Source organism: Bacillus sp. 2175 (assembly GCF_057812155.1).
The window spans coordinates 4,685,409-4,706,889 of the sequence record NZ_CM173819.1 but is presented as its reverse complement, the minus strand read 5'-3'; the positions used below and the strand labels follow the sequence as shown (position 1 = coordinate 4,706,889).

At 34.2% G+C, this 21,481-nt stretch carries 32 protein-coding genes, 1 tRNA gene and 1 pseudogene; 24 read left to right on the top strand and 10 right to left on the bottom strand.

What is annotated here, in order from left to right:
• Positions 1 to 31 precede the first annotated feature (31 nt).
• The 3 genes from ACXKY9_RS24580 to ACXKY9_RS24570 all read left to right on the top strand — a co-directional run bounded on the left by ACXKY9_RS24580 (position 32) and on the right by ACXKY9_RS24570 (position 1,978).
• Complete coding sequence (locus ACXKY9_RS24580) at positions 32 to 340, top strand: YuzD family protein (protein ID WP_000248588.1); 309 nt, start codon at positions 32 to 34, stop codon at positions 338 to 340.
• Between the two features lie 52 nt (positions 341 to 392).
• On the top strand, positions 393 to 1,187 hold the full coding sequence (locus ACXKY9_RS24575) for a nucleotidyltransferase domain-containing protein (protein WP_002101505.1): 795 nt from the start codon (positions 393 to 395) through the stop codon (positions 1,185 to 1,187).
• A 122-nt stretch (positions 1,188 to 1,309) separates the two neighbouring features.
• Positions 1,310 to 1,978, top strand: a complete 669-nt coding sequence (locus ACXKY9_RS24570) for a hypothetical protein (RefSeq protein WP_000049707.1) — start codon at positions 1,310 to 1,312, stop codon at positions 1,976 to 1,978.
• A 50-nt stretch (positions 1,979 to 2,028) separates the two neighbouring features.
• Here the strand turns inward: ACXKY9_RS24570 and ACXKY9_RS24565 are convergent, their stop codons facing one another.
• Positions 2,029 to 2,667 carry a DUF4304 domain-containing protein gene (locus tag ACXKY9_RS24565; protein ID WP_002101500.1) on the bottom strand — a complete coding sequence of 213 codons (639 nt, stop codon included), beginning with the start codon at positions 2,665 to 2,667 and terminating at the stop codon, positions 2,029 to 2,031.
• Positions 2,654 to 3,124: an SMI1/KNR4 family protein gene (locus tag ACXKY9_RS24560; protein ID WP_000843107.1), complete on the bottom strand. Its 471-nt coding sequence runs from the start codon at positions 3,122 to 3,124 to the stop codon at positions 2,654 to 2,656. The genes ACXKY9_RS24565 and ACXKY9_RS24560 overlap by 14 nt, the downstream gene beginning before the upstream one ends.
• An 89-nt stretch (positions 3,125 to 3,213) precedes the next feature.
• Between ACXKY9_RS24560 and ACXKY9_RS24555 the strand changes: the two genes are divergently transcribed.
• The 5 genes from ACXKY9_RS24555 (at position 3,214) to phnA (ending at position 5,826) form a co-directional block, all read left to right on the top strand.
• Positions 3,214 to 3,468, top strand: coding sequence for a DUF7660 family protein (locus ACXKY9_RS24555; protein WP_000383681.1), 255 nt, complete (start codon positions 3,214 to 3,216; stop codon positions 3,466 to 3,468).
• Positions 3,469 to 3,504: 36 nt separating this feature from the next.
• Positions 3,505 to 3,888 carry a hypothetical protein gene (locus tag ACXKY9_RS24550; protein ID WP_000607080.1) on the top strand — a complete coding sequence of 128 codons (384 nt, stop codon included), beginning with the start codon at positions 3,505 to 3,507 and terminating at the stop codon, positions 3,886 to 3,888.
• A 288-nt stretch (positions 3,889 to 4,176) separates the two neighbouring features.
• Positions 4,177 to 4,974 carry a DUF2628 domain-containing protein gene (locus tag ACXKY9_RS24545; protein ID WP_003285671.1) on the top strand — a complete coding sequence of 266 codons (798 nt, stop codon included), beginning with the start codon at positions 4,177 to 4,179 and terminating at the stop codon, positions 4,972 to 4,974.
• Between the two features lie 69 nt (positions 4,975 to 5,043).
• Positions 5,044 to 5,325, top strand: a complete 282-nt coding sequence (locus tag ACXKY9_RS24540) for a hypothetical protein (protein WP_000622258.1) — start codon at positions 5,044 to 5,046, stop codon at positions 5,323 to 5,325.
• Positions 5,326 to 5,484: 159 nt separating this feature from the next.
• On the top strand, positions 5,485 to 5,826 hold the full coding sequence (gene phnA / locus ACXKY9_RS24535) for an alkylphosphonate utilization operon protein PhnA (protein ID WP_000212737.1): 342 nt from the start codon (positions 5,485 to 5,487) through the stop codon (positions 5,824 to 5,826).
• A 220-nt stretch (positions 5,827 to 6,046) separates the two neighbouring features.
• On the opposite strand, the gene ACXKY9_RS24530 is transcribed toward phnA, so the two are convergent.
• The 4 genes from ACXKY9_RS24530 to ACXKY9_RS24515 all read right to left on the bottom strand — a co-directional run bounded on the left by ACXKY9_RS24530 (position 6,047) and on the right by ACXKY9_RS24515 (position 9,020).
• Positions 6,047 to 6,844 carry an ABC transporter permease gene (locus ACXKY9_RS24530; RefSeq protein ID WP_000679246.1) on the bottom strand — a complete coding sequence of 266 codons (798 nt, stop codon included), beginning with the start codon at positions 6,842 to 6,844 and terminating at the stop codon, positions 6,047 to 6,049.
• Positions 6,828 to 7,487: an ABC transporter ATP-binding protein gene (locus tag ACXKY9_RS24525; protein ID WP_000470265.1), complete on the bottom strand. Its 660-nt coding sequence runs from the start codon at positions 7,485 to 7,487 to the stop codon at positions 6,828 to 6,830. The genes ACXKY9_RS24530 and ACXKY9_RS24525 overlap by 17 nt, the downstream gene beginning before the upstream one ends.
• 55 nt (positions 7,488 to 7,542) lie before the next feature.
• Entirely contained in the window at positions 7,543 to 7,716 is a 174-nt protein-coding gene (locus ACXKY9_RS24520; RefSeq protein WP_001054089.1) for an aspartyl-phosphate phosphatase Spo0E family protein, read from the bottom strand.
• Between the two features lie 233 nt (positions 7,717 to 7,949).
• A complete protein-coding gene (locus ACXKY9_RS24515) occupies positions 7,950 to 9,020 on the bottom strand; it encodes an NAD(P)/FAD-dependent oxidoreductase (RefSeq protein ID WP_000682077.1) in 1,071 nt (356 codons plus the stop codon).
• Between the two features lie 346 nt (positions 9,021 to 9,366).
• Between ACXKY9_RS24515 and ACXKY9_RS24510 the strand changes: the two genes are divergently transcribed.
• From ACXKY9_RS24510 to ACXKY9_RS24500, 3 genes are all read left to right on the top strand, one after another.
• Positions 9,367 to 9,606 (top strand): YuzB family protein, encoded by a 240-nt coding sequence (locus tag ACXKY9_RS24510; RefSeq protein WP_000595026.1) that lies wholly within the window; start codon positions 9,367 to 9,369, stop codon positions 9,604 to 9,606.
• 268 nt (positions 9,607 to 9,874) lie between these two features.
• Positions 9,875 to 10,741: a diaminopimelate epimerase gene (gene dapF / locus ACXKY9_RS24505; RefSeq protein ID WP_000077397.1), complete on the top strand. Its 867-nt coding sequence runs from the start codon at positions 9,875 to 9,877 to the stop codon at positions 10,739 to 10,741.
• A 41-nt stretch (positions 10,742 to 10,782) separates the two neighbouring features.
• A complete protein-coding gene (locus ACXKY9_RS24500) occupies positions 10,783 to 11,136 on the top strand; it encodes a HesB/IscA family protein (RefSeq protein WP_000573825.1) in 354 nt (117 codons plus the stop codon).
• An 81-nt stretch (positions 11,137 to 11,217) separates the two neighbouring features.
• Here the strand turns inward: ACXKY9_RS24500 and ACXKY9_RS24495 are convergent.
• Positions 11,218 to 12,563 (bottom strand): IS3-like element ISBth10 family transposase gene (locus tag ACXKY9_RS24495; RefSeq protein ID WP_087942842.1). Its coding sequence is split into 2 segments (ribosomal slippage): positions 11,218 to 12,122 and positions 12,122 to 12,563, totalling 1,347 coding nucleotides; the frame shifts between segments, so codons are not numbered across the junction.
• 425 nt (positions 12,564 to 12,988) lie between these two features.
• On the opposite strand from ACXKY9_RS24495, the gene ACXKY9_RS24490 reads away from it, so the two are divergent.
• The 3 genes and pseudogenes from ACXKY9_RS24490 to ACXKY9_RS24480 all read left to right on the top strand — a co-directional run bounded on the left by ACXKY9_RS24490 (position 12,989) and on the right by ACXKY9_RS24480 (position 14,730).
• Positions 12,989 to 13,753: a hypothetical protein gene (locus tag ACXKY9_RS24490; RefSeq protein WP_000834606.1), complete on the top strand. Its 765-nt coding sequence runs from the start codon at positions 12,989 to 12,991 to the stop codon at positions 13,751 to 13,753.
• Between the two features lie 411 nt (positions 13,754 to 14,164).
• Positions 14,165 to 14,233 (top strand): annotated as a pseudogene (locus ACXKY9_RS24485) (methyltransferase); the annotation flags it as partial.
• A gap of 143 nt (positions 14,234 to 14,376) precedes the next feature.
• Positions 14,377 to 14,730 carry a YxeA family protein gene (locus ACXKY9_RS24480; protein ID WP_000833145.1) on the top strand — a complete coding sequence of 118 codons (354 nt, stop codon included), beginning with the start codon at positions 14,377 to 14,379 and terminating at the stop codon, positions 14,728 to 14,730.
• 88 nt (positions 14,731 to 14,818) lie between these two features.
• Here ACXKY9_RS24480 and ACXKY9_RS24475 read toward each other — a convergent pair whose 3' ends face one another.
• Entirely contained in the window at positions 14,819 to 15,880 is a 1,062-nt protein-coding gene (locus tag ACXKY9_RS24475) for a tyrosine-type recombinase/integrase (protein ID WP_000237487.1), read from the bottom strand.
• Positions 15,881 to 16,175: 295 nt separating this feature from the next.
• Positions 16,176 to 16,249, bottom strand: a tRNA-Ile gene (locus tag ACXKY9_RS24470).
• A gap of 593 nt (positions 16,250 to 16,842) precedes the next feature.
• On the opposite strand from ACXKY9_RS24470, the gene ACXKY9_RS24465 reads away from it, so the two are divergent.
• The 4 genes from ACXKY9_RS24465 to ACXKY9_RS24450 all read left to right on the top strand — a co-directional run bounded on the left by ACXKY9_RS24465 (position 16,843) and on the right by ACXKY9_RS24450 (position 18,756).
• Positions 16,843 to 17,073, top strand: a complete 231-nt coding sequence (locus tag ACXKY9_RS24465; RefSeq protein ID WP_000896931.1) for a hypothetical protein — start codon at positions 16,843 to 16,845, stop codon at positions 17,071 to 17,073.
• A 167-nt stretch (positions 17,074 to 17,240) separates the two neighbouring features.
• Positions 17,241 to 18,371, top strand: a complete 1,131-nt coding sequence (locus tag ACXKY9_RS24460) for an AimR family lysis-lysogeny pheromone receptor (RefSeq protein ID WP_001164934.1) — start codon at positions 17,241 to 17,243, stop codon at positions 18,369 to 18,371.
• Positions 18,368 to 18,496 (top strand): hypothetical protein, encoded by a 129-nt coding sequence (locus tag ACXKY9_RS24455; protein WP_000739860.1) that lies wholly within the window; start codon positions 18,368 to 18,370, stop codon positions 18,494 to 18,496. The genes ACXKY9_RS24460 and ACXKY9_RS24455 overlap by 4 nt, the downstream gene beginning before the upstream one ends.
• Positions 18,497 to 18,630: 134 nt before the next feature.
• Entirely contained in the window at positions 18,631 to 18,756 is a 126-nt protein-coding gene (locus ACXKY9_RS24450) for a hypothetical protein (RefSeq protein ID WP_000935496.1), read from the top strand.
• 17 nt (positions 18,757 to 18,773) lie between these two features.
• On the opposite strand, the gene ACXKY9_RS24445 is transcribed toward ACXKY9_RS24450, so the two are convergent.
• Positions 18,774 to 19,103: a helix-turn-helix transcriptional regulator gene (locus ACXKY9_RS24445; protein ID WP_000005253.1), complete on the bottom strand. Its 330-nt coding sequence runs from the start codon at positions 19,101 to 19,103 to the stop codon at positions 18,774 to 18,776.
• Between the two features lie 247 nt (positions 19,104 to 19,350).
• Between ACXKY9_RS24445 and ACXKY9_RS24440 the strand changes: the two genes are divergently transcribed.
• From ACXKY9_RS24440 to ACXKY9_RS24415, 6 genes are all read left to right on the top strand, one after another.
• The gene (locus tag ACXKY9_RS24440) at positions 19,351 to 19,596 is read left to right on the top strand and encodes a hypothetical protein (RefSeq protein ID WP_000368216.1); all 246 of its coding nucleotides are present in this window, start codon (positions 19,351 to 19,353) and stop codon (positions 19,594 to 19,596) included.
• A gap of 26 nt (positions 19,597 to 19,622) precedes the next feature.
• The gene (locus tag ACXKY9_RS24435) at positions 19,623 to 19,748 is read left to right on the top strand and encodes a hypothetical protein (RefSeq protein ID WP_000568868.1); all 126 of its coding nucleotides are present in this window, start codon (positions 19,623 to 19,625) and stop codon (positions 19,746 to 19,748) included.
• Positions 19,741 to 19,929, top strand: a complete 189-nt coding sequence (locus tag ACXKY9_RS24430; protein WP_000277643.1) for a helix-turn-helix transcriptional regulator — start codon at positions 19,741 to 19,743, stop codon at positions 19,927 to 19,929. The genes ACXKY9_RS24435 and ACXKY9_RS24430 overlap by 8 nt, the downstream gene beginning before the upstream one ends.
• Before the next feature lie 16 nt (positions 19,930 to 19,945).
• Positions 19,946 to 20,101: a DUF6906 family protein gene (locus tag ACXKY9_RS24425; protein WP_000788369.1), complete on the top strand. Its 156-nt coding sequence runs from the start codon at positions 19,946 to 19,948 to the stop codon at positions 20,099 to 20,101.
• Between the two features lie 145 nt (positions 20,102 to 20,246).
• On the top strand, positions 20,247 to 20,963 hold the full coding sequence (locus ACXKY9_RS24420; RefSeq protein ID WP_000960416.1) for an ORF6C domain-containing protein: 717 nt from the start codon (positions 20,247 to 20,249) through the stop codon (positions 20,961 to 20,963).
• Between the two features lie 161 nt (positions 20,964 to 21,124).
• Positions 21,125 to 21,439: a hypothetical protein gene (locus tag ACXKY9_RS24415; protein WP_000218620.1), complete on the top strand. Its 315-nt coding sequence runs from the start codon at positions 21,125 to 21,127 to the stop codon at positions 21,437 to 21,439.
• Positions 21,440 to 21,481: the final 42 nt, after the last annotated feature.

The window sequence follows — 21,481 nt, the reverse complement described above, 5'->3', positions numbered from 1 at the left end:
TACTGTTGGGACAAGAAGTGGGGGAGAAGAAATGGTTAATGTTCAAGTGTATGGGACGAAAGTAATTTGTGCGAGCTGCGTTGGAATGCCATCTTCAACAGAAACGTTTGAGTGGTTACAAGCGGCAATTGGTCGTAAATATGAAGGACAAGAAAATAAATTTAATTTCGAGTATATTGATTTCCAAGAAGAACAAGAAGATGCGGATAAAAAAGCATTCGCAGAGCGCGTAGTGGAAGAAGATTTATTTTATCCGGTCGTTCTTGTAAATGGAGAAATTGTTGGAGAAGGAAATCCTCGTTTGAAGGATGTTTACGAAGAAATCGAGAAATATTTATAAAACAAGAAGTCTTTGCGAATTTGCAAAGGCTTTTTTTATTGGAGGGATAGATATGAAAAATGGAGTGAAGCATGCGTTACCAACGGAAGTAGAGCAGTTAATGGAGCGGTACACAGTAGAATTAAAAGAAATTTTTTTGGATGAAAAAATAGTCGGGGTATATATTTACGGATCCATCGCACTAGGTGCATTTCATAAGGAAACGAGCGATGTTGATTTTGTTACAGTGATAAATGATTCCGTGAATGAAGCTGAAAAACAGCAGCTTGTGGAACTACATAAGAAACTTAGTGATAATATGCTAGGTAAAAGAATGGACGGTATGTATATTCCGCTTGCTGACTTAGGGAAATACAATGATGAAATGAACGAGTATGTGTATTGTGCAGATGGTAAAGCTAATGTTGGTCATTGGGACATTAATGCGGTCACATGGTGGACGTTGAAAAATCAAGGCATTACAGTTACCGGAAAAGAAGCAGAAGATCTTCCGCTGCAAATACAATGGAATGATGTAGTAAATACGATGAAATACAACGTAGAACAGTACTGGAGTGGGAAGGCGAAGAAGCCATATTTATTCTTTATAGAAGAATGGGTAGAATCAGCGGTTGTTACGATGGGGCGTATTTTATATACACTAGACCATAAAACAATCGTTTCAAAAGATAGAGGACTACAATACTTGTTAGAACATTCATCGGAAGAATGGGGACCTTTATTAAAAGAAGTAGAGAGAATACGGCAGAATCCAAAAGAAAAGCGAATGCTCTCAAGGTGGAGAAGGGCAGATATGACGAAGAGGTACTTACTACATTTAATTGAGATGTGTAGAGAGAAATGGTAGGGAAGAAAATGGACAATACAGTGGGGTGTATTGTCTTTTTTATTTTGTAGTAGATAGAAAAGTATTTACAAGTATTGTGTAGAGGAAAGATAATAGAAAAAATATGTGCATGGGGGAAGATGATGAGTAAATATAAATTACATATAGATAGAGAACAATTATGGAAAGGATGCGTTTTAAATTCGATTGCCCATGCAATTAATGTAGCGCATTGTCCAGATTTCTCACATGAAAGTTCATGGGATGGATTTAACTATAGTATGCAAGATAGCCAAGGCGGACAAGGGGTAATTACGTTTCATCCGAATTATACGATTGTATGTCTTCAAGATGTGAATAGTGAGAGAATGGATGAGTGGATTGATGCGAAAAGTTATTTTGAAGGGGCACCTTCGGAAGTAATAGATATTGCGAAAGAAGAAGCACTTCAATACGTATTAGAAGAAGTAGAAGGCGAAACAGTTCCTTTTATTACAACTGCATTTTGGATTGAGGATAGTGGTGCGTATTCAATTGATTCATTTGAAGAGATGGAAGAGCACGGTGGATTCTTATTAGAAATTCCATTACTTGATACAGAATCAGCAATGGAAAGACTGGAAGAAGAGTATGAACTGACAGAGGAACAAATAGAGCTTTTACAACTCGTGTATGAGAAAAAAATCCAAAGGCCAAATGAGGAAATTAAGTTGTCTAAAGAAGAAGTAGCAATGATTGGAACGGAAGATAGCGAAGGATTGGAAGCTAATAAGGAGTCATTTGCAGAAATGAATATTACTTGGGAGTTGTAGGATAGGATATAAAATTGTGATAAAGGACTAGTAGAAAGAACAATGTGAAATTACATTGCACTTTCTACTAGTTTTTTCATATACATATCAACTTCGTGAAAGAATATGGGCTCTTTTTCCTTAGTATTCAGATGCACGGTGCAATGTAAATATTGCTGTAAGTAGCGATTAGCTTGTTCGTACTGTTTTAATTTGTAGAAAGAAAAACAAGTAAGAAGTAGAAACGCTTTTTCTTCTAATATTGGAACGACAGCTAGTACCGGAGTAATGGAATGTATATTTATTTCCACTAAATTTTCATAAGATGTCCACGTTTGAAACCAGTCGAAAATAGTAGAAAGGTAACCCGGAATGTTGATAGTTTCATGTGAAACATTATGCAATAGCTGGTTCTGTTTGATATGTATAGGCTCTATTCTCGTTTGTAGAATGCAATCGAATATTGAAATGTTTTCTTTTATTTGTAATTGGTGCGTAATAAGCTGCGGGAGACCGATAGGGTGGACTCCTATATTTATATAAAAGTCATCTCCAAACTGGCTTTTTTGTATGTTAATGAGCTTATAAAATCCGTTTTCAGCTTTGAAAAATGTATGTCTTTTTGTCTTAAAGCCGAGTGGTTTTAAAGTGGCGTGTAAATTTGTAATAAAATCTTGCTCCTTTTTAGAGCCAGGCTTATTCTTCGTCATATTCATAAGTAGTTAAGTTTTGTAAGAAACTTTCAAAGTTAGGTGCTAATTCAATAATTTCCTCAAACTCATTATCGATAAATATAACTGGAGGATTTTCAGCTACATTTCGATAGTCTAATGCAATCCATGTATGTCCATCACCAGATAAAAGTATGATATTCTCAGGCATTTCCCATTCTCGAATTAAATAGCGGCTCTCTAAAATACTAGATTCATTTTCATCAAAAGAAATACCATATAAACCAGATACATTAACGTGATCGTCTGCCCAAGAATTTGGCTTTGAAGTAGGGTGAACATCGAGACGAAGAGTTCCCCCATTTTGTTCTTTTAGAAGGTTTATATATGATTCTGGAAGCTTTACGTTCAGTACTTCTTCTGCTTTTTTGATTAGTTCATCGTTAATGGGTGCTAGTTTTAAATAGTCATCGTCTGCCCAAATTGTACTCTTCATATTCGATCACCTCAAATAATAGTTTTAAGAATCTTATGTCATATATTATAGTTAGTTTAGATAACATGCAATAGAGGGAGGGACGGAGTATGGATGTGTATGAATACCTCGATCACGTAAATTCTAAAGAAGATTTATTAAAATTTCTTGTATACCTCCAAAAGGATTTTAAAGTGAATAGAGATGAATGGGAGAATGTAGAGGTAGAGACTTATTTAGAGGCATTAAATAGTTGGTTAGGTTCTTGTGAATCGGTTTATATAAATCAAGGAGAGAAGTTTCCAGAAAATATTTCATGGAAGTTTATTGCTCAAATGTTACTTGCGGCAGCTCATTATGAATAAAATTAGATTTTTAAAAGATAGAATGGAGAAGATATCTTGATTAACCATAATAAAATTAAACAACTTTTAGCACATGTAGATCGTGCTGATGATAATGAAATTGAGCTAGAGTATGAATCTGAACCTATGACGATAGAATTGTTTAATAGTGAAGAAATAGAAGAAGGGCAACTTGGTTATAGTTTTGATGAAGAAGGTCAAAGCTTAGTCGGGAATGAAGAAGGAGATTGGAAAGAAGGATGGATTGTAATAGGGATAGATTCATATCTTGGAGACCCGATTTTTGTAGATAGTAACGATGAGAACTGTCCAGTTTATACAGCTATGCACGGTGAGGGAGAATGGGAGCCGGAATGTATAGCGGAGCGTATAGAAGATATTATTGAGAAAGTGAAGGGGAATGTGCGAGAAATAAAATAGTATTTCAATGTGATTAAGAGGGAGGAAATGTAGTATATATTCACTAAAAAAGATGTATAAAAATGATTTTGATGCATCCTTTTTAGTGAATATATAAAATAATTAACTTAGTGTATTAAATATATGATACATGATTATTTTAATATATTTAAAAGTAAAATGAAATAAGAAACGGATAATTGTCGGAATATATTCGATTTCCGTTCATTTTTATGAAATATGTGTACTTTTTGTTAGATTCCTTCATTTTGTGCATATACAATAAATGTATATAGAAATAAGAAAAGGATGATGTACGTGAAGGACACTGTTTTACAAGAAACGATTTCTCCACAAGAATTACATAAAGTTGTTCAAAAGAATACAGCTTATTATGACTTTAAGTGGGGGAAAGTAGAAAATCCAGCGCAAGGGAATACATGGAATTGGGTAGCCTTTTTCTTCCCAACTTTTTGGTTAGCTTATCGAAAAATGTATAAGTTATTTATTATATTTGCGTTATTGGCTATACCTAGTATATTTATACCCCCTTTTATAGATATTCCAGATGGGATTTATGTAACATTTAGTTTAGCTCTTCAATTAGGAATGATGATATTTACTGGATGGCAAGGAAACCGTTTATATTATAAGCATGCTGTTCGTGTTTTTCGTAAGGGAGAAGATTCGTCTGATCATGAGAAGGCGTATTTCTTACAATCAAAGGGTGGCGTAAGTATTGCTGGTATGATTGGTTTACAGGTTATAGTCGGGATTGTGTTTGGGTTAGCTGCGCTCGGGCTGTCCTTTTTACCAACTGAACCGAATATTAAAAACGTTGTTCGTTCAAGTGGTGAAGGGGTTACTTTAGAGATTATGACTGATAATCCAACTTGGAAGTTTGTTAAGAAAGAAAAAGATTATGACGTAGTAGAGTTTACTGGTTATGATTATACAGAGAAGAAAAACGTGAAAATTAAATTTGCTGTTTATTTCGATGAAGATTATTTCGAGTGGCAAGAGGTATATGAAAATAATAAGAAGTTAAGTGAAGAAGAAGTGGAAGAATATCAAATTTACATTGAAGAAAATAATTTGGGTTTCTAGAGAGAACTCGTTCATTTTGAAAAGAAGAATCTTGTGAAGGTTCTTCTTTTGTTTATTAGGGGGAGAGAAATGATTTCAGCATTAATAGAAGCTCTAATAGGATCTATTAGTTTAAGTACGGGTTTACACACGAAAAAGATTGATGTTAACATACGTTACTTGCAGCAGTATGAATGGTTTCGAATGATATATGAAGACGAGAAGTATCAAAAGTTATTTATTACGAACTACAAAGTTCGCTCATATTTACAAAGTAAGCTAAGAGTTCGATTGCTCGTAAAAAATAAAAATGCACAACGAAGATTTTTAAAATTAGTAGAAGAGCAAATAGAAAAACGGCATACAAATTGAAATTTTGTAAAATACAATAAAAAATGAGAATTTGAGGTAGGGTTGTCAATAACGTGAGACTATGGCACTATAAAGAAATGCTATACAAATTTTATTTATCGAGATGTAAACATCAATTTTGATTTTTACGTATAAATAATGAACGGAGGAAATGAATTTATGGCTACTTTACCAAATTGTCCAAAATGTAATTCAGAATATACGTATGAGGATGGCGTTCTTTTCGTATGTCCAGAATGTGCTCATGAGTGGGGCCAAGAAGCAGAAGCTGAAAATAATGATGGTGCAAAAGTTGTAAAAGATGCGAACGGAAACGTTCTTCAAGATGGCGATGCTGTTACTGTTATTAAAGATTTAAAAGTAAAAGGAACTTCTTCAGTTGTGAAGATCGGTACGAAAGTAAAGAGTATCCGTCTAGTTGATGGCGATCACGATATCGATTGCAAAATCGACGGTTTCGGAGCTATGAAGTTAAAATCACAGTTCGTTAAGAAGGCGTAAGTAAATAGAAGAGGAGGCGAATAGCCCCCTCTTTTTATTATGTCACTTTTTGTCGGTAAATCGATATTTCGTACAAAATCGTTGATATATTCTGAGTTATGATAGATATATTTGCAAAATCGTTGATATATTGCAAGTTATGATAGATATATTGAAAAAATCGTTAATATAATTTCACTCACCGAGAACGATGCATCATTTACTGAGCGAAAGTTACGATTTACCTCGCATCATAGTCAACCTCTTTCAACTGACATCGCTTATTAAAGAACGTTTTATATCCAAGCTGTAAAAAGATAATGACAGCAAAGGCAGTACTTCCAGAAATACCGAGTATGATGGCGATTTGATATTGAATGGCTGTGAATGGTGATACACCGGATAATATTTGACCAGTCATCATGCCTGGTAAGCTTATAATTCCCATTCCGACCATAGAATTAATTGTTGGTAAAATAGCAGAGTCAAAAGCGTCTCGAATGAGCGGAGCAGCTGCTTCTTTCGGTGTTGCGCCGAGCATAAGTGCACCTTCAATTTGACCTCTTTGCGATTTCATATTGTTTAAGAACGTATTTGCACCAAGAGAAACACCAGTCATGGCATTCCCAACTAACATTCCTGTAATAGGGACGATATATTGCGGAGCATACCAAGGGTCATGACCGATAATAACAAAGATAAATAGTAGAAGTGGTCCAATTGATCCGGCGATCATGGAAAGGGCGGCTACTCGTTTTAATTCTTTAGACATTGGGATGTTAACCCGTTTATAAATATTAAAAATTGCAAAGGTAGTAATAGAAGTGATGAGAGCGATTGTATAAAATGGATTACTGTTTTCAAATACGTATGTAAGGACATATGCAACAAGTACGAGCTGAATCGTCATACGGAATGTTGCGAGCGCGATTTGTTTTTCGCGAGGTATTCCTTTTAATTTTACAAGTCCAATTAAAATAAGAATGAAAATATAGGCAGCTGCAAGTTGCCAAATTTGGAGTTCAATAACGCCCTTCAACTGAGAGCACTTCCTTTCTAGTTGCACCCTTTGTTTTGCTAATTTCAATAATATCGTCTGCAATTTCTTCTGGAAGTTGTTGCGAGTGTGTGATGAAGATAACTGTTTTTTTCTTTTTTCGTGCTAGTTCAGTAAATTGTTTCATAACGCGGCGTTCTGTATCACTGTCTAATGCTGAAGTGGGTTCATCTAATAAATAGACAGGCGGATCCATAAGTACGATACGTGCAAAGGCAAGTCTTTGTTTTTCACCGCCGGATAATGAGGAGGTGCTATCTTCTAATTGCTTGTCTAAGCTAACGGTTTGTAATGCACTCCGCAGGGCATCATCATTTGGAAATGGTTTTTCAGAAAGACGAAGTCCCATTAATAGGTTGTCTTTAACGGTTCCATCAAAAATAGGTGGAGTTTGCCCAAGCATAACTACGTCACGACGTAATTGAATAGGGTAATAATCAGAAATTAACTTTCCGTTATATTCAATTGTACCGGATGTTGGGGATTGTAAATCATTTAACATGCGAAGTAATGTGCTTTTTCCGCTTCCGCTTTCACCGATAATACAAGTAATCTTTTCTTTTTGAATCTGTAAATAAGGAATGTGTAGTATATCTTTATATATAACGTCTTTTAATATAAACATAAATCGCTCCTTTCTGATTCTAGTTATATCGTATCAAAAAAAGAGGGGAAAATGGTTATAACGAACAACGTTTTTTCTTCGTCTTGAGTTTTATTAATAAGTTAAGTAAACGATCTAATTCTTGGCTGAAAGAAATCACTTTATCATGAGTGAATCCGTATCGTTCAACGAGATAGATTAGCTCTTTCTTTTTCGCTTCTATTCGATTGTTTAGTTTCGATAAGTTCATAAGTGGAATGTAATGCCTCCTACAAAAGTATTTATCACATGAAAAATAAGACCGAATGAACTCGGTCTTAAAGGAAGTAATAAAACAACTTACAAATAGCATACAATGTTTATCAATATTTTTTAATATAAAAATGAAAAATAAATCATTATAAATATTGAGAAAGATGTGTCTGATAATTTTTAAAAACTGATGCAAAGAGGCTGCCTACATAGTAGACAGCCTGTAAAGTATTAACCTTTATGATATTTGTACATCCAAAGAAGACCAGATTTTAATAATCTCGGTACACGTCCCATTAATGGTTGGTTTGCTAGTAAACCAAAGCCGTGCTTCTTACCAAGAGATCCTAGAACACCTTTTAATTTAATAACAGGTAGTTCATCCGGGAGTGGTTCATTATTCCAACGTTTTAATAATATTTGGACAATTTGTTCTCCTTGACCTTCAGCCAGTTGGGCAGATGGTGCATGTGGAAGTGCTGCGCAATCTCCTACAACGTAAACATGATCGTTATTTGGAATATTATGATATTTAGTTAAGACAACCCGTCCGCTACCATCTTGTTCAACTGGAAGGTTTCGAACAACTTCATTTGCTTGAATACCAGCTGTCCAGACGATTGCATCACATTCAAGTGGTTCATCGTGGTTGTACACAATATTTGGTTCTACTTTTGTAATGTTAGAGTTTCGTATAATGTTAACTTTATGCTTTACAAACCATTCTTCTACGTATCTACTTAATTTCTCTGGATATGGGAATAAAATTCTATCTTTTCGATCAAATAAATAGATTTTTAAATCAGAACGGCTTTCACGAAGTTCACTTGCTACTTCAACGCCACTTAAGCCAGCACCAACGACAGCTACTGTTGCATTTGGTTCTAGACTATTTAATTGTTCATATGTCTTACGTGTTTGTTCAATTGATTGTAGACTATGTGTATATTCTCTAGCTCCAGGAACGTTATGATATTTATCTTCACAGCCAAGTCCGATAATTAAATCATCATATTGGATCGCTTCGCCGCCATCAAGATGAACAGCTTTTTCTTCGAGGTCAATATTTGTTACTGTGCCGTATTGAATATTGAGGCGTGGGTGTTCAGGAAACGGTATACGAATATGCGTTTCTGAAATAGTACCCGCAACTAATGCATAATATTCAGTTTTGAAGCAATGATATGGTACTTTGTCGATTAATGTCACTTGTACATCATCTGGAAGTTGGTTGCTTGGAAGTAGCCTTTGCAGAATTCTCATTCCACCGTAGCCCCCACCTAGTATTACGAGGTGTTTCATGATGGATTACCCCTTTTCTGTTGAAATATCCCCTAATCATAAAATTTTATATTAATAAAATATTTTGACTTTACTCAATCAAATTATATCGAATTTGTGAACAAATAACAATGCATGAATGAATACTCTGTTGTACAATAAGAAGAAAAGTAAACTGTTTTTCTTTTTAAGTTACTCTTTCATTGTAAGTAGCATGTTATATAGAAGAAATCATCTACTTTGAAGTGAAGTAATGAAGTAACTAAATAGTTTAGACTGTGTAACGAAAACAACAAGAAACAGCTTAGTTTTCTTCTTATAGATAAAGTGAAAAGGTAATTTGTTTTGTAGTACAGGGGGGAGAATTTTGATTAAACCATTAATTGAATTTTGTGTAGGTAACCTTGCAAGTGGTTCACAAGCAGCTCTAGAAAAATTAGAAAAAGATCCGAATTTAGATGTAATGGAGTATGGTTGTTTAGGATATTGTGGCATTTGTTTTGAAGGACCATTTGCACTTGTAAATGGTGAAGTTGTACAAGGTGCAACAGTAGAAGAGCTTGTTAATAATGTATATGAGTATTTGGATGAAAATCCAATGTTTTAAGGTGTTGCGAATTAGCAGCACCTTTTTCATTAGATAAAACTTTATTTCGTGGGGAAGACTAATACTGAGTATTAGTCTTCCCCAATCGAAAATAGTAGGATAAATAAAAAAAGGCCCTTTTTAGAAGGGCTTTTTTCTTACACAAATTGTGTAAGAGTGGCTCATCGCCAAACGTTGTCAAATATGAGAAACGGGGGACATTCATATTGTGTTCTAAAAGCATGCATTTTATACTTAACATAACAAATTATTTTTGGAGTGAATATAAATGAGCCAATTTTCTTTTACAAAAATGCATGGTCTTGGCAATAGTTATATATATGTAAATATGTTTGAAGAGCAAATTCCTGAAGAAGATTTAGCCCTTGTGGCCGAAAAGGTTTCAAATATTAATACTGGTATTGGAGCAGACGGGATGATTTTAATTTGCCCTTCAGACGTAGCTCCGGTGAAGATGCGTATGTTTAATAATGATGGTTCTGAAGGAAAGAGCTGTGGTAACGGTTTACGCTGCGTAGCGAAATATGCGTATGAGCATAAACTAGTAGAAGAAACAGTTTTCACAATTGAAACGTTAGCTGGTATTGTAACGGCTGAAGTAACAGTAGAAGATGGTGTCGTGACATTAGCAAAAATCGATATGGGAGCACCTCGTCTAACACGTGCAGAAATACCAATGCTTGGTGAAGGTGAAACACCATTTATTCGTGAAAACTTCTTATACAATAATCATCGTTATGCATTTACAGCTGTTTCAATGGGAAATCCGCATGCGGTTATTTTTGTTGATGATGTAGAAAAAGCACCTCTTACAACACTTGGACCAGTTCTCGAGACACATGAAATGTTCCCAGAGCGAGTAAATGTTGAGTTTATCGAAATTTTGAATAATGACGAGATGAACTTCCGCGTTTGGGAACGTGGATCTGGTGTAACGCAAGCTTGCGGAACAGGAGCGTGCGCTGCAGTTGTAGCTGCTATTTTAAATGGAAAGATGGAACGTGGTAAGGAAATTACAGTCCATTTAGCTGGCGGCGATTTAATGATTGCGTGGACTGAAGAAGGAAACGTGTTGATGAAAGGACCTGCGGAAGTAATTTGCCGCGGAGTGTATGAGTACAAGATAGAAGCGTAAAGATGTATAATGGACTAAGAACAGAAAGGAAGGTGTATTTCATGATTGAAGTAACAGAACAAGCAGCTTTTCAAATTAAAGATATGTTAAAAGATGCTGAAGATGGAGAGAAGTATGTGCGCCTTGCTGTACACGGCGGCGGATGTAGCGGTCTTTCTTACGGCTTAGGATTTGAAGTAGAACCAAAAGAAGACGACACAGTTCTTGAGTTTTTCGGTGTTGAATTTGTTATCGATACAGAAAGTGCTCCAATTGTTAAAGGAGTAAAAATTGACTATAAACAATCTATGCTTGGCGGCGGATTCACAATCGACAATCCAAACGCGATCGCATCATGCGGATGTGGATCATCTTTCCGTACAGCATCGAATGCTGGTAAGCCAGAAGAGTGCTAAGTTTTTAGCCAAAATAGAAAAGGCCTTTTTAGCGATGGAATAAAATTGAAGTGACCCCCGAAAGTTAGACAGGTCGTTTCATTAGGCAGCCTCTAGGGTATGAGCCCGGTATTGTACTGGGCTCATACCCTTTAATTTTGCCTTAATTCTTTTATGATTATAGTATTCTATATACTTTGCTAATTCTTGTTTGAAATGTGTTATACTTTCAAATTCTTTTCGATACAGAAATTCCGATTTCATGATACCGAAGAAATTTTCAATAACGGCATTGTCATAACAGTTTCCTTTGCGAGACATACTTTGAGTTATGCCACAATTCTTAAGAGAATGACGGTATTGTTTCATTTGATAGTGCCAACCTTGATCAGAGTGAATGAGGAGTTTATCCGGATTGGTTACACAATAAAGGGCTTGGTCCAACATCGTTGAAACAAGGGAATAGGTCGGTCTTGAACCAATTGTATACGTGATAATTTCACCATTAAATAAATCCAACATTGGTGATAGGTATAACTTCTCCCCAAATAACTTAAACTCCGTAATATCTGTAACCCACTTTTCATTTGGTTTTTCAGCTTGGAAGTTGCGATTTAAAATATTTGGCGCAATTTTCCCAACTGTCCCTTTGTAAGAGCGGTATTTTTTCATACGAACCAGACATTTTAACCCTAATTCTTTCATAAGGCGATACACTTTTTTATGATTTACTTTGTGTCCACGATTCATAAGTTCATCACGAATACGACGATAACCATAACACCCATCGTGTTCATTATAAATAGCTTGAATCAGTTCTTTTACCTCCGCATTTGGATCAGGACGATTAAAACGTTTCATCCAGTAATAGTACGTACTACGTGGAATGTTTGCGAGTTGAAGTAACTCCTTGATAGGAAATTCATGCCTTAACTCGTAGATTACTTGCGCTTTGTCTTGTTTGGTGATTTTTCTTTGTTTTGAACTAAGGCATTCAACTTTTTTAAATATGCATTTTCCATACGTAAACGCTCATTTTCCGCTTGTAAGGCTTCGATTGATCCTTCATCTACTGGCTTTATTTTTTTATCTTTCATGGTTGGACGCCCCTTTTTCTTTGATTGTAGGGCATCCAATCCTCCTGTTTCATAAGCTATTTTCCATTTCCGAAGTGTTTCATAAGACGGTATATTGAAAAGTGCCGCTGTTTCTCTGATAGATGTCCCGTGTTCATTCATATAATAAAGTACATCTAGTTTATACTGGGCTGGGTAGAATGTATAGCACTTTTCAAAGGCCTTTTCACCTGAAGACTCATATCGTCTAATCCACTCACGAAGTACGCTAGGGTTAACTCCTATAGATTTAGCAATTGTTTTTCCACTTTCTGTACCATCTAAATATCGTTTCACCGCTTGGATTTTTTCTTTTGAAGAAAATTTAGCCATAAAAAATGCACCTCCAATTGTTAGACTGTGTCTAACAATTGGGGTGCACTTCAAATCGTTAGAAAGGCCTTTTCTTTTTGCGTTAAAACAGAAAATGCATGTAAATTTACTTTAGATTTTAATTTAAATGTTATTATATATGGTATATATGATTAACGCTGTGAATTCGAGATTCATATTGTTCATTTTAAGATAAGATTATGTAGAAAAAATGTAAATAATTAGCAAAAATATACTATTTATTAGTTATATTTAATGTTAATATTTGTAACGAGGATGATTGGCGAGGGCTGATTAAAGTTTCACTTTATACAAAAAAGGGGCATGAGGGAGAAGGTTATAGCCAATTGTATAGAACTGAATACTTCCGTATTAATTAAAATACATTGATTACTAGATATTAAAAACCACCGGGGGAGATTAGAGTGAAGTCATTTAAGAGAGTACTTATAGTAGGGATGGCGTTGACTACAGTATCGATTTTGGGAGCTTGTTCTAGCGATACAGACGTATTAACAAAAGCAGGAGCAAAGCAACCAGCGAAGGCGGAAGGTGAAGTACTAAAAGATCAGAAGAAAACACCTATGACTACGAGCAAACGTGAAAGTATTAAAAATGAGGATGCACCATCATCACAAAAGCGTTATATTTCTCATGATGAATCTCAAAAGATTGAGGAAGGTATGACGTATACGGATATTCTTAATACGATTGACTATGGTGGTGAGAACATAAAACATTATAATAACCATGAAAAACGCGTATTTTATACTGAAAAAGATACGGATGGTACATATGAAATTATGGTTGAATTAAATACATATGGTTACGTTGTAAATATTGAACGTACTGCTATAAAGGATAAAGATAAAGATAAAGAGAATCAGGTATTTACGAAACGTAGTGAAGAGCCTGTAAAGGAATATGAAGAAAAAAACGATCGTGTACCGTGGTATAAAGATGTAAATAACAATTCGGCAGCAGTAAGTTACAATCATTATTTGAAAATCAAAAAAGGTATGCCCGCGAATCAGGTAAAAGCTGCAATTGGACAGCCACATGTGATTGAGAAATATAAATCTTATTCAGTATATGACTATACTGGTTATGGTGGAGAAGGATCATTACGTGTAATCTTTGAACCGAATGGAACTGTTACGGATATAGTGGAAGACAGTTTACCACGATAATAAATTAGTTACGGGAAGAATTGTAGTAAAGTTGTCTTTGATTTTATAAAGTTTTTGGGAGCATCTCCGAATATAGGTGAAAAAATAATTCTCTTAGCCATGTTAACTACAGTATTAGTATTTACCGAAGTTTCTTCCAAATTCAATAGCGTTATCGTGGATGTTGTTGTCGTATTATCTTTGTTGATATATACCGCAGTAGGGCAGAAATTGTAACTGGACGCGGAGGAGTAGCAGCTTCCTTTTAAAAGAAGGAGGAAAATATGATGGAGGATATTCTTGAATTTATAGGGAGATACGTAATTAAACCTATTATTAGTTTAGTGAGATATCTTGTAATAGAGATTATAATTGAGGGCATAATAGAAGGCGTAATAAACGGTATAAGGAAATTACGTGATAAGTGGCGAAATTGGCGTGAAAGACGTTATTGGCGGTAGTGTAGCTGATGAGCGTGAGAAACAAAAACGTTATACAGAAGCTTAATGGAATGACAATTTCTAAAGTGAAGAAATAATTATTATCTTACAAAAGTGTAATGTTCATGTCATGTTTTTGAATTTCTTCTTTAAGCTCCGGGCTTTAAGATAAGAATATAAGAAAAAACATATGAGGTGAAGGAAATGAAAAGATACATTGCACTATTTAGTATTTTAGTTGTATTTGCAAGTTTGTTAGTTGGTTGTGATTTAAACCGTATGGGTAAAGATGAGTATTATGTTCAAATTACAGTAGATGGAAAAGAATTTGATAGTAAAGCTAGTAATGGGCAGAAATTTAAAGATTATGAATATAAGCTGACTGGCTTTGATAAAGACGGTAAAGAGAAAGAATTAGAATTCATAGCTCAAAAAAATCTTCGTAAAGAAGCATTCCTACGCGTATACCACTCAGATAAAAAAGGTGTAACAGCTTGGGAAGAAGTGAAAAAAGACGAGCTTCCAGCGAAAGTGAAAGAAAAACTAAGTGTGAAATAAGACAGATAAAAAGGAATTGACGAACAGGGTCTTTTCTAAAGTTGTAATATCAACGATTTATAGTTAATCGGTAACGGTTTGGTAACAATTATAGCAAATCTTTTTCCATAAACGCAACTACTTCTGCTTGCTTCGAAGGATACAAATGGCTATAAGTATTTAAAGTTGTTGCTACATCAGAATGCCCTAATCGCTGGGCTACAACCAGCGGGCTAACACCTTTATTTATTAGATAAGAAGCATGAGAATGTCTAAACTCATGCATTACAATCTCTTTAACCATAGCAATCTTTAGATAGTTGTTGAATTTTTTATGTAATGAAGTTGTGGCGAGACTATCATAGAATTCACCAAAAACAACATAATCATTTTTAACTGGTGCTGTTAGTGCAGCATCTTTTTTTATACTTTTTAATAAATTCATTACAAAGTTAGGTAACATAATAATTCGATTAGAAGCTTTAGTTTTTGGTTCTGTAACTTGACGATTGTATTTAGTTTTGTGAATGTTAATGGTCTTTTCTTCGAAATTTATATCTTCCCAAGTTAAAGCTAGTAGTTCGCCTTTTCTTGCTCCACTATAATAAAGAGTTGAAAAGAATGCTTTATACATGGGCTCATCTACCACACTGATAAACTGTTTAAATTCTTCGAATTCCCAAAAGTTAATTCTTTTCTTTGATTCTTTTTGAAAATTCCCAGCAATTCTTGCTGGATTGGTTGTTAAACCATGAAATTTTATCCCAAAATTAAATATTGCTGAGAGTGTAGTGTGGAATTTTTTTAAATATTCCGCAGAGTATTCATTGATCATTTTGTTTTGATAGTCCATTACATGTCTAGGTGTGATACAGTCAATTTTCATTTTTCCAAATTCTTTCATTAAATGATTGTAGATGGCATTTTTTATGGTATTTATTGAAGATTGTTTCCTCCTCTGCGTATACCAATTGAAATAACTATCTGCAACGTGCTCAAATGTTAGATTGGAGTTTGATTCTTTTTCAACTAACATTTTAGCTTCTGCTTCACGTGCTTCTTTTTTTGTTTTAAACCCACGACGTTTTACTTGCTTGGTTGTCCCATCAAACTGACGGACTCTTACTACGAAGAAATATGTACCTCGTTTGTCATCCTTATAGATCACCATAGGGGTTCCTCCTTTATATAAAGAGTGATAATTCAATTTATTGAATAGATTATAGCTTGTTTGTTACCAAAAGAAAAGATGTCCCAATGAGAACATCTTAATAATGGATTTAAGTTTGAAGAAATAACCATTGGTAAACGGCTAATTTTATGTTATGCCATTTGTTAATAAAAGGAGTCAGTCCAATAAAAGAATCCGCTGCAATCTGCAACGGATTCTAGTCTTAGAAGTTTGAAGCAACTAAGACGTTTTGTGATGGAAATTCGATTATAACATATGACGTTTAAAAACCAAATGGACCTTATAGGATTTGAACCTATGACCGGACGGTTATGAGCCGTCTGCTCTGACCAACTGAGCTAAAGGTCCTTGTATGAATAGTATATCAGCGTGTACAAAAAAAGAAAAGGCACAATCAATATGAAAGTGTCTTTTCTTTCAGCTTAATATTCCTTTAAATAAATAGAGGTGTACCTCTTTTATCAGGATGTAAACACAACCTATAAAACAGAATCATCTTTAAATCCAGATTGTTAGCACACACAATAAAAAGAAGCGAGGTAAATATTTAGATAAACGCTATGTCACTAGTGCGATTGACATATTACGCTCTTAATAATAAGAGAATCTGATTTATAGAATGTATCCACGTTTTTTATTGTACTACTTCTATTATGTACATGGTGTATTTTTTGGTGATTATGCAAAATTGCATTATTGCAGTTTCTATAAAACACAAAAAAAGACATCCAAATAAGGATGTCTACGAAATTAAACCATCTTACTTTTAATAACAGAAGAGTAAGGGAACTCAATTATTATTAAACCATCATATTGATAAAAACAGAAAGGATACTTTTATATTATCATATAGTGCTATCTGTTAATATTGATAAAAAATAAAAGCTAATTTTTGGGAAAGAGATAAAATTTAATAATTGGCTGGGTGTGGATTTTTCGTAATGGCTGGTTTTGTATCACTAAAATTGAAATATACTAACAAAACAATGGAGGAATGGGAAACAATTGTCATTTTAGAGAAACAATTGTTGAAAAAATCAAAAAAGACAATTATTTTAAAGGGGATTGTGTTATATTGGGTGCGTATATCCAATTATGGAAGAGAATTTGCAGTTTCGAAAGTTTATGAAATTAACAAAATAATATTATTGAACATAAATATAGACCCATAGAAGCGTGTGTACAAGTGTTGTGACCACAATTACACCGTTCCCTAACCGTACCTTAGGAAACACTTGCCTCGTATGAGTCCATCTTATTATATCATACATTAGCAATGTTCCTTATTGAAAAATAAGTTAGGATGGAAAGTTTATGTTCGGAGAAGGGGGAAGTGAATTTGCAACATGTAATGGATCAGTTGTTGAAAAGAATAGAATTTTGCGGATATTCAAGAAGGAATTTTGCTGAGAAAATCAAAGTAAGTCGTGAAACATTCAGGAGAGGACTTACTTGTGAATATGAAATGGATGTAGCAGTATTTTTTCAATCCATTGAGATTTTATTTGAGCATCCAACTGAAAAAAGAAAAATCATAAGAGAATTTTTCAGTATGTGTGAAAGTATCTCTAACATTGAAGTGGCTTTAATATATTGTCAGGTTCAAGGTGAATATAATCTGATGCAACATTTAATAAAAAAGCATGAAAGTAAAAAGAATTTAGGAATTTTCTTTAGCATATATAAACTTTTTAATAAGAGGAATAAAAATGAGTTAAAAGGACAGGCACTGCACGATGAATTGAACAAGCGGCGTTTTTCTTCGAATCCACATTGCCAGGTGATGGTAAATATACTGTATATGCTAGCATTAGCTGATAAGCCGAATAATAACGCCATTATTGAATATGTAGACGCTGTAGAAGCAAATTTAAAAAAAATCAAAAAAGGTCATATTAAAGATTATCTTAGTATGCTAGCAAATGAAAGAAAAGCATACATGTATCTTTGGAGAGTGCAACTTGATGAATGTAGGGAAACATGTTATAAAATAATTAACTCTTCCCTAGATATTCCAATTGTCAAAGCGACATCATTATGTTGCGTTGGTGAATCTTACCAGTTCGAGTCGCCGATTATGTCTGAAAAGTTCCTAGAACAATCTATTAAAAAATTAGAAGAAGTTAATGTCCCTGTAAAAACTCAAAAGTATATAGCTTTTCAAACTACATTGGCGCATGTAAGGATAACTAACAATTTAAACATTGATAAGATTGATGTTACGGTAATTCATGAAAATGAACAGGCTAATTATGAATATAACTATGGTGATAGAGAGTTAGGAGTTTCAATGTTTGAACAGATGAAAAGAAAAGGATTTACTCCTTTTCAACGTCTTTCTTATTCAAAATGTATTGGTGATATGGAAGGAATTAAACAAGCTCTACTCGAATTTGAATTAGCAGGGTTAAGTTTTTATGGACAGTTATGTAAGGATATTTTAATGAACAAAGGGGAAGTGCTACAATGAAAAAGAATTTAATTGCACTTTTAATGTGCGTAGGGGTATTAGGATTCGGATTATTTGGAGAAGTTAATCAGCTAGAAAAAACAAATCCAGTTCAGTATATGATGACTGATCCCGGCGGAAGTTAATATAGTTACTATAAAAAAGAAAGTCGCTACTTCGGTAGCGGCTTTCAGTGCGTTTAAGGAGTGACACAAATAAAATCACACGTCGTAAAACTGTGTCGCCTGATTTTTGATTAAAATGAATAGGAGGAATTTTAATGTTAAACACTGTAGAGGTAGATGTTAAAGAAAAAATAAGTGAGTTAGTTGAACTTGCATATAAAGGAGATCAAGAAGCAATTGAAAAAATAATCAAAATAAAAAAAGAACTTGGTGGAAGTTAATCTGCCAAGTTCTTTTTTTATAGATCATTGATCATATTTATAATTTTGCTTCGTTTATCAGCAGGAAGCTGATTAATACGTTTCATGATATCTTCAACATCATCTGTTATTTTTTTTGATGTTTCTTCATCAAAAGTTTTATGCTTTGAAAGCCCCATAATATAATCAGCGGAAACGTTTGTAACACGAGCTATATTTTCTACCGTTTCCCTACTAGGTTCACGTTTATTTGATTCATATAGCGAAATCATTGTGTAGTTTACACCGACAGCATCTGCAAGTTCATTTTGTTTCATTTTTAAAGATTTACGAACCTCTTTTATACGACTACCCATAGTTTCAGACATTATTAAACCTCCTTTTAACTTTACGTTTATTTCTCTCTTTGTTATATATAATGTACAATAAAACTTTGCTTAAAGACAAGTTTTTTTATTTTTTTTAGAAAATATACTTTGCAACAAGCAAATTTAATTGTACAATGTGTTTAACAAAAGAAAAATAAAGAGAAAAAGATAAACAAATACTTTGCAACAAGCAAGTTTTTATTATCAAAACCTTTGCTTGTTGCAAAGGTTTAGGGAGGTATATAGTGTGGATAATGAAAAAGACTTATCTGCTCGAGAAGCAAAAAAGGCTTACATGCGAGCCTGGAGAGCAGCTAATAAAGAAAAGGTTAAAGCAACTCAGGAACGATATTGGAAGAAAGTGGCGCAGAAAATGAATATGGAAGAAAGTGAAATTAAGAATGATTACAATCGCAATTGGTATCAGAAAAATAAAGATAAAAGAAATGATTACATGCGAGATTATTACCAAAAGAAAAAACAAAATTCTTAAGGTAACTGAAAAAAGGTGATAACAAAATGATAGAGGAAAGCACGTTTTCATTAATGATAGTTGCAATCGTGATTTGTATAGTCTCTTTAGCAGTTTGTTTTTTGGATGAGCCAATTGAAAAGTTTATAAAGGATGATGATAGAGATGTATAAAAACCTATTTATTGTTCGAAGAGAACATCGTATGACGCAAGAGGATGCTGGGAAGTTAGTAAACATATGCCAGCAAACGTATTACCTAAAGGAAAAGGGAAAACGTGATTTTACTCTTACAGAAGCAAAATTACTCGCACAACATTTTAAAACAACAGTAGACGACTTATTTGCGAAGTAACTGGAGGGGAATTTTAATGAAAAACGGTAAAAAATTGACAAAACGTGAAAAAATGCACCTTAAATCATACAAATTGAATCCTGATAATTGGTTAATTTTTAAGAAGGTAGATGGCGAACTACATTTAGTGCATCGTCATACGAACTCAATACGAGTCATTCCAAGTGCATAGGATGGACAAGCACTATTAAAAATGAGGAGGGTATTATATGGATTAATTAACAGTAGCAAACGAATTAAATATTTTAGGACAACAATATATTGCTGGTTATCAGTTCACCGGAATTGAGGGTGGGTTCGGCAAAGGTAAGAAAGCTATGTTAGTTAAGGAAATTGCCATCATTCATGATAAGCCAATAAAAGAAATTAATCGTCGTATTAATGAAAATCGTATCCGTTTTATGGACGGAATTGATATTCTCGATTTAAAAAGTGGTGCTTTTAACCCACCACAATTATTAAGTCTTGGCTTTTCAAATATGCAAATCGCAAAATCTAATAACATATACCTTCTATCAGAACGAGGATATGCAAAGTTATTAAAAATTCTCGAAGATGAGACTGCATGGGAATTATATGATCAATTTGTTGATGGTTATTTCAATATGAGAGCCAAGGAATATCAACAACAAGTGCCTACAGATCCAATGAGTATTTTAAAGCTTACTTTTGAAGCGCTAGAAGGGCAAAAGCAAGAACTCCAGCACATCAAATCAGATGTCAAAGACTTACGAGAAAATGCGCCGTTATTTGCTGTAGAATGCGATGAAATATCAAATGCAGTCAAGCGTCATGGCGTTGCGCTATTAGGTGGTAAACAGTCTAATGCGTACCAACATGCGGGGATTAGAGGTAAGGTCTACCGTGATATCTATAATCAGTTATATCGTGAATTTGGAGTAACAAGCCATAAAGCAATTAAACGTGGTCATTTGGCACTCGCAACAAAGATTGTTGGAGCGTATACGTTACCTATTGTGCTGAGTGAGAAAATTAATATAGTAAACTCTCAAATTAAGTTTTCTGAGATGTAAAAAAGTTGGAAGGAGGAAATAACCATGATGGAAGAAAGTGTTTTTTCAGTATGTATCACTGGGTTTCTGATCTGTGGACTTCTACTTGTTGTTTATGCACTAGATAAGCCAATTAAAGAATTTACAAAAGATGTGGAATGAATTTGAGGGGAGAAAGCGCTATGACGGTATCAATTTTAAAGAAAGATATACAGAAAAAACAAATACTAGATGAATTCTTGGAGCATTGTGAAAAGAAACAAATAGAGGCGATTCAAAAGAATGATCCATTGTTACTTTGTACTTGGATTAAAGAAGCAAGATTGGCTCGACGGGAGCTTATAGCGCTATACCGTGAGAAAGAAAAATATGATACCCAACTTGAACGGGATCGTAAAAGCATTCTAGGGATTGTGGAACATTTGAAAAGTAGAGGTATCAATGCTTCAGTTGTGAAGAGGGCGCATCATAATACGCTTTCTGAAGAGTGCTGTTAAAAGTAAAAAAGCCCTATAAAATAGGACTTCTTCTGTACATAG

Bases quoted from the DNA above. Each gene is read 5' to 3' on its own strand.
- ACXKY9_RS24580 (WP_000248588.1), top strand. From the start codon at position 32: ATGGTTAATGTTCAAGTGTATGGGACGAAAGTAATTTGTGCGAGCTGC.
- ACXKY9_RS24575 (WP_002101505.1), top strand. From the start codon at position 393: ATGAAAAATGGAGTGAAGCATGCGTTACCAACGGAAGTAGAGCAGTTA.
- ACXKY9_RS24570 (WP_000049707.1), top strand. From the start codon at position 1,310: ATGAGTAAATATAAATTACATATAGATAGAGAACAATTATGGAAAGGA.
- ACXKY9_RS24565 (WP_002101500.1), bottom strand. From the start codon at position 2,667: ATGACGAAGAATAAGCCTGGCTCTAAAAAGGAGCAAGATTTTATTACA.
- ACXKY9_RS24560 (WP_000843107.1), bottom strand. From the start codon at position 3,124: ATGAAGAGTACAATTTGGGCAGACGATGACTATTTAAAACTAGCACCC.
- ACXKY9_RS24555 (WP_000383681.1), top strand. From the start codon at position 3,214: ATGGATGTGTATGAATACCTCGATCACGTAAATTCTAAAGAAGATTTA.
- ACXKY9_RS24545 (WP_003285671.1), top strand. From the start codon at position 4,177: ATGATGTACGTGAAGGACACTGTTTTACAAGAAACGATTTCTCCACAA.
- ACXKY9_RS24540 (WP_000622258.1), top strand. From the start codon at position 5,044: ATGATTTCAGCATTAATAGAAGCTCTAATAGGATCTATTAGTTTAAGT.
- phnA (WP_000212737.1), top strand. From the start codon at position 5,485: ATGGCTACTTTACCAAATTGTCCAAAATGTAATTCAGAATATACGTAT.
- ACXKY9_RS24525 (WP_000470265.1), bottom strand. From the start codon at position 7,487: ATGTTTATATTAAAAGACGTTATATATAAAGATATACTACACATTCCT.
- ACXKY9_RS24520 (WP_001054089.1), bottom strand. From the start codon at position 7,716: ATGAACTTATCGAAACTAAACAATCGAATAGAAGCGAAAAAGAAAGAG.
- ACXKY9_RS24515 (WP_000682077.1), bottom strand. From the start codon at position 9,020: ATGAAACACCTCGTAATACTAGGTGGGGGCTACGGTGGAATGAGAATT.
- dapF (WP_000077397.1), top strand. From the start codon at position 9,875: ATGAGCCAATTTTCTTTTACAAAAATGCATGGTCTTGGCAATAGTTAT.
- ACXKY9_RS24500 (WP_000573825.1), top strand. From the start codon at position 10,783: ATGATTGAAGTAACAGAACAAGCAGCTTTTCAAATTAAAGATATGTTA.
- ACXKY9_RS24480 (WP_000833145.1), top strand. From the start codon at position 14,377: ATGAAAAGATACATTGCACTATTTAGTATTTTAGTTGTATTTGCAAGT.
- ACXKY9_RS24475 (WP_000237487.1), bottom strand. From the start codon at position 15,880: ATGGTGATCTATAAGGATGACAAACGAGGTACATATTTCTTCGTAGTA.
- ACXKY9_RS24465 (WP_000896931.1), top strand. From the start codon at position 16,843: ATGGCTGGTTTTGTATCACTAAAATTGAAATATACTAACAAAACAATG.
- ACXKY9_RS24455 (WP_000739860.1), top strand. From the start codon at position 18,368: ATGAAAAAGAATTTAATTGCACTTTTAATGTGCGTAGGGGTATTAGGA.
- ACXKY9_RS24450 (WP_000935496.1), top strand. From the start codon at position 18,631: ATGTTAAACACTGTAGAGGTAGATGTTAAAGAAAAAATAAGTGAGTTA.
- ACXKY9_RS24445 (WP_000005253.1), bottom strand. From the start codon at position 19,103: ATGTCTGAAACTATGGGTAGTCGTATAAAAGAGGTTCGTAAATCTTTA.
- ACXKY9_RS24435 (WP_000568868.1), top strand. From the start codon at position 19,623: ATGATAGAGGAAAGCACGTTTTCATTAATGATAGTTGCAATCGTGATT.
- ACXKY9_RS24430 (WP_000277643.1), top strand. From the start codon at position 19,741: ATGTATAAAAACCTATTTATTGTTCGAAGAGAACATCGTATGACGCAA.
- ACXKY9_RS24425 (WP_000788369.1), top strand. From the start codon at position 19,946: ATGAAAAACGGTAAAAAATTGACAAAACGTGAAAAAATGCACCTTAAA.
- ACXKY9_RS24420 (WP_000960416.1), top strand. From the start codon at position 20,247: ATGTTAGTTAAGGAAATTGCCATCATTCATGATAAGCCAATAAAAGAA.
- ACXKY9_RS24415 (WP_000218620.1), top strand. From the start codon at position 21,125: ATGACGGTATCAATTTTAAAGAAAGATATACAGAAAAAACAAATACTA.